The following is a 12,608-nucleotide window of genomic DNA, read 5'->3' as shown; positions in this document are numbered from 1 at the left end:
ATGAGTTTAACGATGGAAAACACTCTTATCAGACTCCGATACCTCGGTGCTATCCAAAAGTATCGCGTTCGTTCCCAACGCTACGAACTCCCTCTATTCTCGCGATCGGATCGCGATCACATGGCGATCAATGCCCTGGAGATCCGGCACGAATCGGATCTCGTCCCAATCAGCGGCGGCACGCAGCATCGCCGCCACAGCCTCCGCCTGCCGAATGCCCACCTCGAACCCGACCACAGTCGGGATTCGCGGCAGCTGCGGCAGCTGTGAGATCATCCGGCGGTACAGGTCGAGTCCCTCGACACCGCCGAACAAAGCCGTGTGCGGCTCAAACAGCCGCACTTCCGGCTGAAGCGCCGGCAGATCGCCATCAGGGATATACGGTGGGTTAGACACTAGTATATCCGGCGCAATCCGGCGCGCAATGAAGGGCTCGAGAAGGTCCCCCTCGAGCCACTCCACCCGCGCAGCCACGCCGTGGCGCTGCGCATTCACGCGGGCCATCTCCAGCGCTGCCGCGGAGATGTCGCTGGCGGCCACGCGCCACGCAGGGCGCGCGTGTGCCACAGTCACCGGGATCGCTCCGCTCCCGGTGCCCACATCCGCAAGCAGCGGAGCGCCTTGCGGGAACAGACGCGAGCCCTCGTGGAGCAAAGCTTCCACGAGCAGCTCCGTCTCCGGCCGAGGAATCAGCACGGCCGGGCTAACCGCAAAAGGAAGGCCGAAGAAATCCTGCTCGCCGATAATATACTGCACCGGCTCACCCGCGGCCTTCCGCTCCACTAGCTGGCGCCACTTCTCCGCCAGCTCAACAGGAAACTGTTCCGGAAAACGGAACAGCAGTTCCGTCCGACTGCAGCTGAGCAAGTGCTGCAGCAGCAATTCCACACAGGAAGCAGCCTCGGCCACACCGAGCTTCCCTAAAAAAGAAGAAGCCTCAACAAAGGCTTCTCTTAAACTCTTAGCAGCAGTCGGCATCACATTGCCTGCTCCCCGTTATCTAAAGCATCGGACTGCGCTGCAATCGTGAGCGCCGAAACGATCTCTGCCATATCACCATTAAGCACAGTTTCTAAGCGATGCAAAGTCAAGCCAATACGGTGATCGGTAATTCGGCTTTGCGGGAAGTTATACGTACGAATCCGTTCGGAACGGTCACCAGTACCAACCTTGCTTTTACGCTCGCCCGCATATTTCGCTTCCTCTTCCTCACGCATTTTATCGGAAATACGTGTACGAAGCACGCGTAATGCTGACTCTTTATTGGAGTTCTGCGATTTACCATCCTGACAAGTCGCTACGATACCTGTAGGTACGTGCGTCACACGCACAGCGGATTTCGTCGTATTAACCGACTGACCGCCCGCTCCACTGGAACAGAACGTATCGACGCGAATATCCGCATCATGGATGACAATCTCAACATCTTCCGCTTCCGGCATAACCACTACCGTCGACGTTGAGGTATGGATACGTCCACCTGATTCCGTTACAGGAATTCGTTGTACACGGTGCGCCCCACTCTCATACTTCAACTTACTATAAGCGCCTTTACCGGTGATCATGAAAATAATCTCTTTAAACCCGCCCAAATCGTTCACAGAAGCATCGAGAATCTCCGTTCTCCATCCTTGCGCGTCCGCATAGCGCGTATACATGCGATACAAATCGCCCGCGAACAAAGCAGCTTCGTCGCCGCCTGCCGCACCGCGAATTTCGACGATTACGTTCTTATCATCATTAGGGTCTTTAGGCATCATGAGCATTCTAAGTTGTTCTTCCAACTTGGCAGATTGCTCGCTAAGCTCATCGATCTCCATTTTGACCATTTCACGCATTTCATCATCCAGCTTTTCGTTTTGCATCACTTTAGCATCGGCTAGCTGTTCGCTCACACTCTTATATTCGTTATAAGCATCATAAGCTTCTTGAAGATCAGATTGCTCTTTCGAGTATTCTCTAAGTTTCTTCGTATCACTCGTTACATCCGGGTCACACAACAGTTCGCTTAATTTGTCATAGCGGTCTACAATGGACTGAAGTCGATCCAACATATAGGATCACTCCTTTCTTTACTTTTTTTATTAATTACACATTAAATCTGAAATGCATGACGTCCCCGTCATTCACCACGTACTCTTTACCTTCGAGACGCACCTGGCCTTTTTCTTTCGCACCATTCATCGACCCTGCAGCTGTCAAATCATTATAAGAGACGACTTCAGCACGAATAAAACCACGTTCGAAATCGGTATGAATAACACCAGCCGCTTGAGGAGCTTTCGTTCCCTTGCGGATTGTCCATGCTCTTACTTCCTGCACCCCAGCTGTGAAATACGTGTACAAGCCAAGTTTTCTATAAGCTGCTTTAATCAATCTATTCAAGCCGGACTCTTGAAGTCCCAACTCTTCGAGGAACATCGCTTTTTCTTCATCTTCCAACTCGGCGATTTCGGATTCAACCTTCGCACTAATCGACACCACTTCGTTGTTTTCGCTCTCAGCAAATTCTTTCACAATTTTCACAAAAGGATTTTCATCTGCTGTTGCTACTTCATCTTCACTCACGTTTGCCGCATAAAGCACGGGTTTCATGGTCAATAAATGAAGGTCGCGCACGAGAAGTTTCTCATCTTCGCTGAGATCCAGACTCCGTGCTGGTTTATCTTCATAAAGCGCTTCTTTAATACGCTCTAAACACTCCACTTCAGCAACAACCTTTTTGTCGCCGCCCTTGAGGTTTTTGCGCGAACGCTCGATCTTCTTTTCTACCGACTCAATATCTGCCAAAATTAATTCAAGATTAATCGTTTCGATATCGCCGATCGGATCCACTTTACCGGAAACGTGGGTAATATTATCATCTTCAAAACAACGAACAACATGCACAATGGCATCCACTTCACGAATGTGTGCCAAGAATTTATTTCCAAGCCCTTCACCTTTGCTCGCACCCTTTACCAAACCCGCAATATCAACGAATTCAAAGGCTGTCGGGACAATGCTCTTAGGCACAACGATCTCTACCAGCTTCTGCAATCTCTCGTCTGGTACTTCAACTACCCCAACATTCGGATCGATCGTACAAAACGGATAATTCGCAGATTCTGCCCCCGCCTGTGTAATTGCATTAAACAATGTCGATTTTCCTACGTTCGGTAGACCGACGATACCTGCTTTCAAAGCCATTGTAGTTACAACTCCTTAATTTTCGAAAATCATCCTTCTTATTATATAGCACTTGGAACGCAAAAAAAAGCCTGAAGGCTATTGATTCGCCGCAGACTTTTTTTCCGTTGCTCTTTTAAATTGCGCTTCCCGCTTCTGTACGAAGTAAGTTTCGATCTGATTCGTAAGGATAAAACCCCTTAAAGCATTGGTTTTCTCTTGCGGAATGTCGATATAACTGGCCCCATAATAAAAACCATTTTCAACCTTTTCTTTTCTTACAATTTCCATCGAACAAGGCACCGTAAAGCCCAAATCCAGCTCAACTTCGAGCTGTGAATGCTTTTGAACAATCTTATCAATCATAGAATTATCATTAATGGTAAATCCTAAGCCGTTGATGGATATATTTTTGATTGAAATACCAAGTGGGTTTTCAAATTGATGTTTATTCCTTTTATTCATATCCTGAAGTCCGAATAAGAGACCTGTATGTTTCACATCCACACGTGGGAATTCCCGTTTTTCTGCGAATTTCTTACGATTTTCAGGTGGATTAATGACAATGACGGAGCCGAATTCTTTGGCAACAACGGTTGTATTCATCACAAACAAGCCGGATTTGGTATAAACCGTCATTTTCGCTTTATCACCAAGTTGAAAGACATCGTATTCCGGTAATTCCACCTCAATAATGTCTCCGAGTGCATAGGTTAGTACGCCAGTGGCTACGAAATCGTCCTTTCCCAAAACAGCCTTACTATCAATTAGCACGTCAGCGTCATACCCCTCCTTGCTTCCGTAATATTTCATGACGTTATACCCGTTGGCCATTATAATCAGCACCTCTTCCTTACTCAAGTTATTCCCTATATAAAAATAGACCGCCCCTTATGTAGGAGCAGCCTATTACCTCAATCAAAAAAAGCATCGATTTTCGGTAACCAGGCTGCCATAGTTCCAATGGAACCGTAGACCCTCAGCTTTGCGTCCTTGCTTTTCAACAAGTTTGCCATTGTCGAACCTTGCTATTTATTTATACCTATCACGTACTATATGGTCTAAAAGACCTACTAATATCTATCATTATACCTAGCACAGTTGCTATTATCAACAAAATTCCTTGCATAGCTGTTCTTTTTGTTGTATGTAATGTAGAAAGATTAAATATCCACAGCTTTTTAAGTTATCCACAAAGCTATCCACAGGTTGTTAACAACGGAATGAATGTTCGATTGTTATGCACATGTGGATAAAAATATATTAGCGAGGTGTCCCCCTGTGGATGAACATATCCCCTGGATGAAAGAAGCAATTCAAGAGGCTCTCAAAGCAGAAGCCATCCGAGAAGTACCGATTGGAGCTATCGTTGTCCATCAAGGTCAAATCATCGGCCGCGGCTACAATTTGCGTGAAACAACCCTAGATCCTCTCGCTCATGCCGAAATGATCGCTATCAAACAAGCGAGCGAACATCTGCAAGCCTGGCGGCTTTTGGATTGCCAGCTCTACGTCACTCTAGAGCCTTGCCCGATGTGTGCGGGCGCGATTGTGCAATCGCGGATTCCGCAGGTCATCTACGGAACCATTGATCCGAAGGCCGGCTGTGCCGGAACGCTCATGAATTTGCTGCAAGAGGACCGGTTCAATCACCGTGTCGATGTCGTTAGCGGCGTCTTGCAAGAAGAGTGTTCGACGATGTTGACCCAATTTTTCCGTAAATTACGCGGTAAAGCTTAGAATTTCCTGCCTCTAATTCTGCATCGCTGCTGCCAACTCAGCCAGTTTATTCAACGTATACATTCCTTGTCACTAAGAAATACGACCGCCCAAAAGGTTGCGCGACGAAAGCCTTCGTGCTATCATAATTCTTGCCATGCGCCCGTAGCTCAGCAGGATAGAGCAACAGTTTCCTAAACTGTAGGCCGGATGTTCGAATCATCTCGGGCGCGTAACCTTTCAAAACTCAATGAAAACGCCAGGTAACGGTTATTAGCCGCTGACCTGGCGTTTATTATTTTCTAGAAATACGCTGCTGGAGAGAAGAATACCTACTGTCATATCCTGAAAGTTGATAATCTCAGCAGATTGATTTCGCATCCGAACCATTTCCTGGGCAATATTCGCTGCTTCAAAGGTGACCAACTGCTCCTCACTTTCTAGGAATCTGCCATCCTCCTTCGCAAAACCGGTAATCTGCACCAGCAGCAGAGCGAACCACTGTGACTCCGTCTTCCAGTCGAAGCTCTCCAATCGTCCTCTCAACTCAGACTCGCTTAAGGAGTAGAAATGACCTTGAACCAGCTGTAAGAGGAACGCTGACCTGAGTGCAGGGTAGGCCTGGTCAAGTTTCAATTCCAGCGCTCTGCTCTCCTGACTTAAATGCTTCCACTCTCTCTCGATAAATGCTAGTTCATCCTCTTGGCTTTCTTGCGTTGTCTTGTAATCATTGATGACATTCACGAGCCGCACTATCGGTTGATAAATCCGTTTGGATGCGAACCAAGAGAGCAGAACGGCTATAAGTAGCCCTAGTCCTCCAATACTGAGCATGCTCCTCGACATAAATTCCACGGGTGCTGTAAGTTGAGATAAGGAGGTTGCAGTTACATACTTTCACAGAGTTCCTGTACGGGTCAATTGACCGTAAGCAATAGAGTAAGACTGTCCTTTACGATCCAGTATGAAAGAGTCAGATTCTGCCGTCCTGCTCATTACACTTTCATGAATAGCTGCCTTAAATTGGGCGTGCTCCTCGTCGACGGTTTTCTGGGAGACGATAATATGTCCATCTTTTGCCATTAGGAAGGAAGCCCCATTGTTATCTGTGGTCATTTCCTCGACCATCTGCACCAGTTTTTCTTTATTCAAATATAAAATAAGCGCACCGTATGGCTCTCCCACATTAGGAAGCTTTTGAACTAAGGCAACCGTGTTGGAATCCGACTTCGCATTTACTTTAGGCAGCGAATCCCACCAAAAAACGCCTCGCCATGCCCCCTCCTCTATAGTGATGATTTTTGCTAGTCAATGCTAACGGTTGGTCAACAACTGCTTTCAATTTACAAGGCGCATTCGTTTCCATCAATCATCCATTTTTGTTAGAGGAATCATGAGGCGTGGTAAGGGATATCAGCCGATTTCCGACCATTGTCTTATTTTGCAAACATCCAGTCATAGCCTTGCCGCTATCGATGTTCTATAATAAACGGTAGATTTGTTAGTCCTCATTTCAATCCAAGAACCTAATCAGAAAGGGGCTCTTCGATGACAAGCATCAAAGCTTCATCCTCCTATCGCATTCCTCTTTTCTGTATAGTTACACTGCTGTTCTGGATGTCGATGTATACGAGCGTTCCCATCATGGCGCCTTATGTAGAATTCCTTGGCGGGAACCACCAGTTGGCCGGATGGATTGTCGGCATGTACGGGATCTCCCAAATGCTGCTGCGAATTCCTGTAGGTATCATGTCAGACCGATTTCATAAGAGGAAGTTATTTATTACCTTTGGCCTGCTATTCACGGCAATAACCGGTTTAGGACTATGGATAACGCATGATTTCACATGGATCCTTATTCTTCGAGCACTGGCAGGCGCAGCCGCGGCAACATGGGTTGATTTTACCGTATTATTTACGAGCTACTATAAGCATGAAGATTCAACAAAAGCGATCGGAACGATCTCCTTCTTCAATTCACTTGGGCAGGTACTTGGTATTCTCGGGGCAGGATGGGCGGCAGATTCCTTCGGTTGGGAGGCCGTCTTCATTTTGGGAGCTCTGCTAGGCTTGATGGGGATGATTGGATCACTTTTCCTTGTAGAAAAAGTCGAAATTGATGCGCCTAAAATTACGATGCGCGGTATCGGTGACGTTGCGACTGACCGTACGCTGCTGTTCGTTTCCTTACTCGCTATCTTGTCGCAAGTCCTCATATTCGCAACGGTTTTTGGATTTACGCCTGTTTATGCAACTCAGCTTGGAGCTGATAAATTCTCCTTATCGATGCTTTCGTTATTTGCCAATGTACCGGTAGCGCTAGCTTCCTTATTTGGCGGACGGCGATGGGCTGTTCGGTACGGGGAGAGGCGCATGGTTGTCTGGGGTTTTATTCTCATGGGGATATTTACATTTACGATTCCTTTCACCCATCATCTTTGGGTGCTCATGGTTACACAGGCTTTTGCCGGCTTTGGCCGCGGACTTTCTTTTACCTTACTCATGGGGATGAGTATAAAGCATATGCCTGCGGATAAGCGGGCAACAGCAATGGGGTTTTTTCAAGCTATTTATGGATTGGGCATGTTCATTGGACCCGTTCTTATGGGTATAATCGGTGATTGGTTTTCTCTGAATCAGGGATTTATTGTGTTAGGTGTACTTGGCGTTTTGAGCGCACTTCTATCTCAATGGTTCGTACAAAGTACGCCTTCTAAGCATCAAGCCAAACCTAGCAGTTCTACAGCAGCACTTTAAAAGGGGGAACGGATCTTGAAGATTCGTTCTTTTTCTTTTTGAAATCGTGCAGGGGTACCGGTGGTTGCCTTCGTCTATTCATGCGGAGAGGAGGAGAAGCATATTCAGGAACAAGCACTCGTAAAGCGCATAATGAATGGCGATGAGGCAGCATTCCGTGAGCTTGTAACAACATATCGTCACCATTTGTTCCAAACGATCTATGCGATTGTACGCCATGCAAAGGATGCCGAAGATTTATCACAGGATGTTTGGACCCGGATTTATTTCTCCCTCCCTCAGTATCAAATGAAGGGTCTGAAAACCTGGATGACTCGCATCGCGGTGAACCGGGCTATCGATTTCAAACGATCGGCCAGCAGGCGTAGGGAAGAAATGACGGCTGAGATGGAGGAACCCATCCAATCCTCTGGCAATCATCCTTATTCTGAGCATGGTGTGGAACATGAAGTGATATTGAATGAGACGACTGAGCTCGTGCGTAAGAAGCTCCATCAAATCCCTGCCAACTATCATGAAGTATTAACGGCCTACTATATTCATCATCAGTCGTATCAAGATATTGCCAACGCTCATGGGGTAACGGTAAAAACGGTAGAATCCAAGCTATATAGAGCCAAGCAGTGGCTTCGTAACAATTGGAAGGAGGAGGAATTCTTGTGAACCATTATAATGAACATGTATGGAAGCAATATGTGGAAGAGCGTTTGTCACCCGATACTTTGAGTGAGATGGAGCTTCATCTGTATCAGTGTGATGAATGCTTGTCGATGTATATGACATGTTTGGAACAAATGGAAGCTATACTTCCGATCATGGAAAGGGATACGCAAGGGTATGTGGATGCTATCATTGCCCGTACGACAGGAACTAAGCGCTCTTGGTACCACTCAACAATGCTGCATTACGGTATTGCAGCAGCGGCTACACTCATCCTTGTGGCTACCGGCTTCTTTCACGGAATTTCGCAGGAATTGGACTCTGTAGGTTCGTTTAAACCTTCTAACTCAATAAATACATCTTCCTCCCTACAAACAGATAAACCGATATCGGACCAATTGCTAAATAAAACACTGACGTGGCTAGACACGTTGCAAAATAAATAAACACAAGGAGGTTACACCCTTAATGCCTAATAAAAGCAGCCTAGTCGCATTCCTGCTGTCCTTCCTACCTGGAGTAGGCCATCTATATATGAACCGTTTATTCCGCGGGCTCCTATACGGTGGCGGGTTCTTTGGATCGTTATTCCTTATCTTCATGGGAGTCGCTATATTACACGCTCCGGATGACTTCCTGATTCTTCTTGCCTTGTTGGCCGCCTTGACATGGGTTGTAAATATGCTGGATATGATTATCTTCCTGCTGCGTTCACAGCCCTATCGCTTGCCTGGCTCTTACGGGTCCGAGCAGCATGGGCAGCATGAGCAGCCTTCTTGGGACGCGAATCCTTATTCCACTCGAATGGCTGGTCAACAAGAAAAAACAAAAATTATGCTGCTCTCCTTCATCCCTGGACTCGGACATTATCAGCTTGGGTTGATGCATAGAGGTCTTACAGCGATGGTCTCTTTCTTTGGAGTTGCTATATTAGTATTCTTCGTCACCATCATGACGCATAACGAAGGCTTTGTTGCCTTTCTGTTGGCCTTGCCAGTTCTATGGTTTTACACGATGTTTGATGCACTGAAGCAACAGGGGAATAAACAAGCGGGGTTAGAGCTTATAGATCGCAGTATTTTTGAAGACTTCCACTTTGGGGATGACTACGGTCGCAAAAACCGGACATTGGCAACGATTATTGCTATTTTTCCAGGAGCAGCTCACTTGTACCTCTCTATGACGAAACGCGGCGTCCAGTTAATGGCGATCTTCCTCTTCTCCATTTATATATTGGATGTACTCCGATTGTCTCTGTTTTTATTTTTGATCCCGATTCTTTGGTTTTTTAGCTTTTTTGATGCTTTGCAGAGCATTACGAAGTACGAAAATGGTACCCTAATTGACAAACCAATCATCGAGAATTGGACAGCTTATCAACGACCCATTGGCATGGTTTTGATCTTACTTGGCAGTTACTATGTCCTAAAAGATGTTGTTGTTCAATTTATGTATCAAATTCTACCTAGCTCAAAAAATTACATGTATTTAATTACGAATTTCAGTCAAACCCTCATAGTAGCCCTGCTGCTGATCGGTGGTGGCGTACGTTTATTAGTGAACCGTAAACAGCACGTTTCAACGTTTTCAACGTTTACTGATGATGCTCATTCGTCATCGCACCAATCGAATCCAATGCCTCAACAATATCTTGAAATAGACGAAAAAAAGAACCCCTAAGGGTTCTTTTTTGTCGGTGTTGATGATTTCTTTAAAACATGTTACACGTAAACCTTAGGAAAATCTGCTTATAAAACACGGTAAGTGTCTTTGGCACATCCCCTCCAGCCTGATTATAACAGGTAGAAAAGTCCTCTATGCAACGGTTGTTTCCCTTTCGCTAATTGCTCCAACGGAACCACACCTCTCTGCTCACCGACAAAATATAGTATGTCCGGCTTTGTGGATTTTAAACATTTTGTAAAGATTTTCTTCGCGATTATTTAGTTTTCATGACCGCGGCCTTCTGCGTGAGAAGCTCTTGAGTGATTCTGATTCTTCACTTTCTTAGAGCCTGATAATGGCTCTGGACTATTATTCCGATCACTATTCTTTACTGAACCGTTTTCTACCAGATTATCCCCTGCAGAATAAGATTTCGGTTTTGACATTTAGTGGTCTCCCCTATTCTTGTCATGGTTTAAGGCATCTTGATGTCTATGATCATTGACTTGCTGCTGCACTTGCTGAGCCTGATGGCTATTAACAGGGCTAGCTTCAAAATCTTTAGCTACATTCTGCAAATTTTTATCAACCGCTCTTTGTTTGGTCATTGTGAATTCCCCCTTCGCCCTTTAGGCGTGTGTAACTTTCTGCAAGGCTTGTGCGCATTCGTGGATATGCCGAATGTAATCATCCACCAGATTCTGCACAATTTCACTGGTCTCATCAATGTGTGTAGTGCCCTGCTGCACATCAGTCAGTTCAACCTTTACCTCTCTGTCGTCCACGTAGGTGACTTTAAAATCGATTGTATAGCCCGTATGCCCCGCCGCCATAATATGAACCCTCAGTGCCTGAGGATCGGCCTCATCGGCCCATACACGCGCCTGATCGGTTTGATGCAGCGTTGTCGGGAGTACCGTCATCCACTCATTTACCAATTCAGCTTGATCAATCGTTAGCTTGTCAGCTTTGCTCATAGGTAACACCTCCACATGTATAAAATGCGGAGGCCACCCGCCTTTTATCCATGTAAAAAAACAACAAAAAAAGCCACACGATTCAAAATGAATCGCATGACTTCTTGGTTAGGGTATTACCATGGTTACGGAGAGGGTGGGATTCGAACCCACGGAGACCTTGCGACCTCGGCGGTTTTCAAGACCGCTGCCTTAAACCACTCGACCACCTCTCCACGATAGGTGTCTCCTAGTAGGGAGACAACCTTGTGCAGTGACAAAAAGCATTGTAGCACAGATCTTATAGGAGAATCAAGTGCTATTTTTTTGTAATCACTTTGACATTGTTCATGTAAGGAATGAGAACCTCAGGAACCTGAATCGAACCGTCAGCTTGCTGGTAATTTTCGAGAATAGCAGCCACTGTACGACCAAGCGCAAGACCTGAACCATTCAGCGTATGCACAAATTCCGGCTTCGCCTTCGCATCTCTGCGGAAGCGGATGTTCGCTCTGCGAGCTTGGAAGTCTTCGAAGTTACTGCAGCTAGAGATTTCACGGTATGCGCCGCTATTAGGCAGCCATACTTCCAGATCGTACGTCTTAGCCGACGTGAAGCCGATATCCCCTGTGCAAAGTGACAACACACGGTAAGGCAGCTTCAGAAGCTGTAGAACGCGCTCAGCATGCCCTGTAAGCTTCTCCAACTCATCGTAGGAGTCTTCGGGCTTAACGAGCTTAACGAGCTCAATTTTGTTGAATTGGTGCTGTCTGATTAAACCGCGTGTATCTCTACCTGCAGATCCAGCTTCTGAACGGAAACATGCACTGAACGCAACAAAATTAACAGGAAGCTGCTCGTTCGTGAGAATATCTTCCCGATGATAATTCGTTACCGGTACTTCCGCAGTCGGAATAAGAAAATAATCCGAATTCTCCAGTTTAAACACATCTTCCTCAAACTTGGGAAGCTGCCCTGTTCCCGTCAAACTATCGCGGTTGACGATATATGGAGGCAGCATCTCTTCATATCCATGCTCATCGCTATGCAGGTCCATCATGAAGTTAATCAATGCACGCTCCAGCCTAGCGCCAAGCCCTTTGTAGAAAACGAAACGCGAACCCGTCACCTTCGCCGCAGCTTCGAAATCTAGAATGCCAAGCTCTTGCGCTACTTCCCAGTGCGGTTTCACTTCGTAATCGAACTGTGGAATATCACCAACGCGGCGCAGTTCCACATTCTCTTCTTCCGTGCGGCCCACAGGAACGCTTGCATGGGGCATATTAGGGATGGAAAGCAATATCTGCTGTAAGGACTCGTCCAGTAAGCGAATCTCGTCATCGAGCTCCTTAATGCGGTCTCCGACAACTTTCATTTCTTGGATCAGCTCATCCGCATTCTCGCCGGATCTTTTGCGACCAGCTACCTCTTGGGATACCGTATTTCGGCGGTTTTTGAGCTGCTCGGTTTCTTGTAAGAGCTCTCTACGCTTCAAATCTAATTCCGTAAAGCCGTTCAACTCTTCAATTTGTTTACCACGGTTTTGCATTGCAGCTTGTACAGCTGCCAAATCACTTCGAAGTAACTTTACATCAAACAAGGAGATTCCTCCGTTAGCGCAAAATGTTTAGAATATGGAAGCAAGCACCTTACCGGCAATAATCCGGTGATATCAAGGTGCTT

General features: G+C 46.3%; 15 protein-coding genes, 2 tRNA genes and 1 riboswitch. Of the genes, 6 read left to right on the top strand and 11 right to left on the bottom strand.

The genetic code is table 11. The features are described 5' to 3' along the window. Positions 1 to 93: 93 nt before the first annotated feature. The 4 genes from prmC to QFZ81_RS34395 all read right to left on the bottom strand — a co-directional run bounded on the left by prmC (position 94) and on the right by QFZ81_RS34395 (position 4,002). On the bottom strand, positions 94 to 978 hold the full coding sequence (prmC, locus tag QFZ81_RS34410; protein WP_307436758.1) for a peptide chain release factor N(5)-glutamine methyltransferase: 885 nt from the start codon (positions 976 to 978) through the stop codon (positions 94 to 96). Continuing rightward, positions 978 to 2,054 carry a peptide chain release factor 1 gene (gene prfA, locus QFZ81_RS34405; protein ID WP_047682215.1) on the bottom strand — a complete coding sequence of 359 codons (1,077 nt, stop codon included), beginning with the start codon at positions 2,052 to 2,054 and terminating at the stop codon, positions 978 to 980. Before prfA ends, prmC begins: the two co-directional genes overlap by 1 nt. 34 nt (positions 2,055 to 2,088) lie before the next feature. After that, positions 2,089 to 3,189 carry a redox-regulated ATPase YchF gene (ychF, locus tag QFZ81_RS34400; RefSeq protein WP_056835783.1) on the bottom strand — a complete coding sequence of 367 codons (1,101 nt, stop codon included), beginning with the start codon at positions 3,187 to 3,189 and terminating at the stop codon, positions 2,089 to 2,091. A 78-nt stretch (positions 3,190 to 3,267) separates the two neighbouring features. Continuing rightward, positions 3,268 to 4,002 carry a PilZ domain-containing protein gene (locus tag QFZ81_RS34395; RefSeq protein ID WP_307436764.1) on the bottom strand — a complete coding sequence of 245 codons (735 nt, stop codon included), beginning with the start codon at positions 4,000 to 4,002 and terminating at the stop codon, positions 3,268 to 3,270. Positions 4,003 to 4,104: 102 nt separating this feature from the next. Then, positions 4,105 to 4,192: riboswitch (cyclic di-GMP riboswitch) on the bottom strand. Positions 4,193 to 4,470: 278 nt separating this feature from the next. On the opposite strand from QFZ81_RS34395, the gene tadA reads away from it, so the two are divergent. After that, positions 4,471 to 4,908 (top strand): tRNA adenosine(34) deaminase TadA, encoded by a 438-nt coding sequence (tadA, locus tag QFZ81_RS34390; RefSeq protein ID WP_307449250.1) that lies wholly within the window; start codon positions 4,471 to 4,473, stop codon positions 4,906 to 4,908. Between the two features lie 138 nt (positions 4,909 to 5,046). Continuing rightward, positions 5,047 to 5,120: transfer RNA gene (locus tag QFZ81_RS34385), tRNA-Arg, on the top strand. A 40-nt stretch (positions 5,121 to 5,160) separates the two neighbouring features. On the opposite strand, the gene QFZ81_RS34380 is transcribed toward QFZ81_RS34385, so the two are convergent. Both QFZ81_RS34380 and QFZ81_RS34375 read right to left on the bottom strand, forming a co-directional pair. Continuing rightward, on the bottom strand, positions 5,161 to 5,721 hold the full coding sequence (locus tag QFZ81_RS34380) for a hypothetical protein (RefSeq protein ID WP_307606322.1): 561 nt from the start codon (positions 5,719 to 5,721) through the stop codon (positions 5,161 to 5,163). A gap of 63 nt (positions 5,722 to 5,784) precedes the next feature. Further along, positions 5,785 to 6,039 carry a PDC sensor domain-containing protein gene (locus QFZ81_RS34375; protein WP_307436771.1) on the bottom strand — a complete coding sequence of 85 codons (255 nt, stop codon included), beginning with the start codon at positions 6,037 to 6,039 and terminating at the stop codon, positions 5,785 to 5,787. A gap of 396 nt (positions 6,040 to 6,435) precedes the next feature. Here QFZ81_RS34375 and QFZ81_RS34370 point away from each other — a divergent pair, with 396 nt between their 5' ends. The 4 genes from QFZ81_RS34370 to QFZ81_RS34355 are packed head-to-tail and all read left to right on the top strand — an operon-like array spanning position 6,436 to position 9,984. Beyond that, the gene (locus QFZ81_RS34370) at positions 6,436 to 7,644 is read left to right on the top strand and encodes an MFS transporter (RefSeq protein ID WP_307436775.1); all 1,209 of its coding nucleotides are present in this window, start codon (positions 6,436 to 6,438) and stop codon (positions 7,642 to 7,644) included. A gap of 60 nt (positions 7,645 to 7,704) precedes the next feature. Continuing rightward, a complete protein-coding gene (locus QFZ81_RS34365; protein ID WP_307436778.1) occupies positions 7,705 to 8,307 on the top strand; it encodes an RNA polymerase sigma factor in 603 nt (200 codons plus the stop codon). Beyond that, complete coding sequence (locus QFZ81_RS34360; RefSeq protein WP_307606320.1) at positions 8,304 to 8,750, top strand: anti-sigma factor; 447 nt, start codon at positions 8,304 to 8,306, stop codon at positions 8,748 to 8,750. The genes QFZ81_RS34365 and QFZ81_RS34360 overlap by 4 nt, the downstream gene beginning before the upstream one ends. A 22-nt stretch (positions 8,751 to 8,772) precedes the next feature. Beyond that, positions 8,773 to 9,984 (top strand): hypothetical protein, encoded by a 1,212-nt coding sequence (locus QFZ81_RS34355; protein WP_307436784.1) that lies wholly within the window; start codon positions 8,773 to 8,775, stop codon positions 9,982 to 9,984. Between the two features lie 263 nt (positions 9,985 to 10,247). Here QFZ81_RS34355 and QFZ81_RS34350 read toward each other — a convergent pair whose 3' ends face one another. From QFZ81_RS34350 to serS, 5 genes are all read right to left on the bottom strand, one after another. After that, positions 10,248 to 10,415 (bottom strand): small acid-soluble spore protein P, encoded by a 168-nt coding sequence (locus QFZ81_RS34350; protein ID WP_307436787.1) that lies wholly within the window; start codon positions 10,413 to 10,415, stop codon positions 10,248 to 10,250. Further along, positions 10,416 to 10,577 carry a hypothetical protein gene (locus QFZ81_RS34345; protein ID WP_164484184.1) on the bottom strand — a complete coding sequence of 54 codons (162 nt, stop codon included), beginning with the start codon at positions 10,575 to 10,577 and terminating at the stop codon, positions 10,416 to 10,418. It abuts the gene before it with no gap. 21 nt (positions 10,578 to 10,598) lie between these two features. Further along, positions 10,599 to 10,946, bottom strand: coding sequence for a hypothetical protein (locus QFZ81_RS34340; protein WP_307436789.1), 348 nt, complete (start codon positions 10,944 to 10,946; stop codon positions 10,599 to 10,601). A 128-nt stretch (positions 10,947 to 11,074) separates the two neighbouring features. Continuing rightward, positions 11,075 to 11,161: transfer RNA gene (locus QFZ81_RS34335), tRNA-Ser, on the bottom strand. 83 nt (positions 11,162 to 11,244) lie between these two features. Continuing rightward, entirely contained in the window at positions 11,245 to 12,525 is a 1,281-nt protein-coding gene (gene serS, locus QFZ81_RS34330) for a serine--tRNA ligase (RefSeq protein WP_307436792.1), read from the bottom strand. Positions 12,526 to 12,608 lie beyond the last annotated feature (83 nt).

The sequence above is a fragment of the Paenibacillus sp. V4I9 genome (assembly GCF_030817295.1).
In the GTDB taxonomy this organism is placed as follows: Bacteria; Bacillota; Bacilli; order Paenibacillales; family NBRC-103111; genus Paenibacillus_E.
This window is presented reverse-complemented; position numbering and strand designations above follow the sequence as displayed.

Excerpts from the sequence above, each read along its gene's own strand:
- QFZ81_RS34345 (WP_164484184.1), bottom strand. The coding sequence starts at position 10,577 with ATGACCAAACAAAGAGCGGTTGATAAAAATTTGCAGAATGTAGCTAAA.
- ychF (WP_056835783.1), bottom strand. The coding sequence starts at position 3,189 with ATGGCTTTGAAAGCAGGTATCGTCGGTCTACCGAACGTAGGAAAATCG.
- tadA (WP_307449250.1), top strand. The coding sequence starts at position 4,471 with ATGAAAGAAGCAATTCAAGAGGCTCTCAAAGCAGAAGCCATCCGAGAA.
- QFZ81_RS34370 (WP_307436775.1), top strand. The coding sequence starts at position 6,436 with ATGACAAGCATCAAAGCTTCATCCTCCTATCGCATTCCTCTTTTCTGT.
- prmC (WP_307436758.1), bottom strand. The coding sequence starts at position 978 with ATGCCGACTGCTGCTAAGAGTTTAAGAGAAGCCTTTGTTGAGGCTTCT.
- QFZ81_RS34380 (WP_307606322.1), bottom strand. The coding sequence starts at position 5,721 with ATGCTCAGTATTGGAGGACTAGGGCTACTTATAGCCGTTCTGCTCTCT.
- QFZ81_RS34350 (WP_307436787.1), bottom strand. The coding sequence starts at position 10,415 with ATGTCAAAACCGAAATCTTATTCTGCAGGGGATAATCTGGTAGAAAAC.
- QFZ81_RS34355 (WP_307436784.1), top strand. The coding sequence starts at position 8,773 with ATGCCTAATAAAAGCAGCCTAGTCGCATTCCTGCTGTCCTTCCTACCT.
- prfA (WP_047682215.1), bottom strand. The coding sequence starts at position 2,054 with ATGTTGGATCGACTTCAGTCCATTGTAGACCGCTATGACAAATTAAGC.
- QFZ81_RS34340 (WP_307436789.1), bottom strand. The coding sequence starts at position 10,946 with ATGAGCAAAGCTGACAAGCTAACGATTGATCAAGCTGAATTGGTAAAT.
- QFZ81_RS34395 (WP_307436764.1), bottom strand. The coding sequence starts at position 4,002 with ATGGCCAACGGGTATAACGTCATGAAATATTACGGAAGCAAGGAGGGG.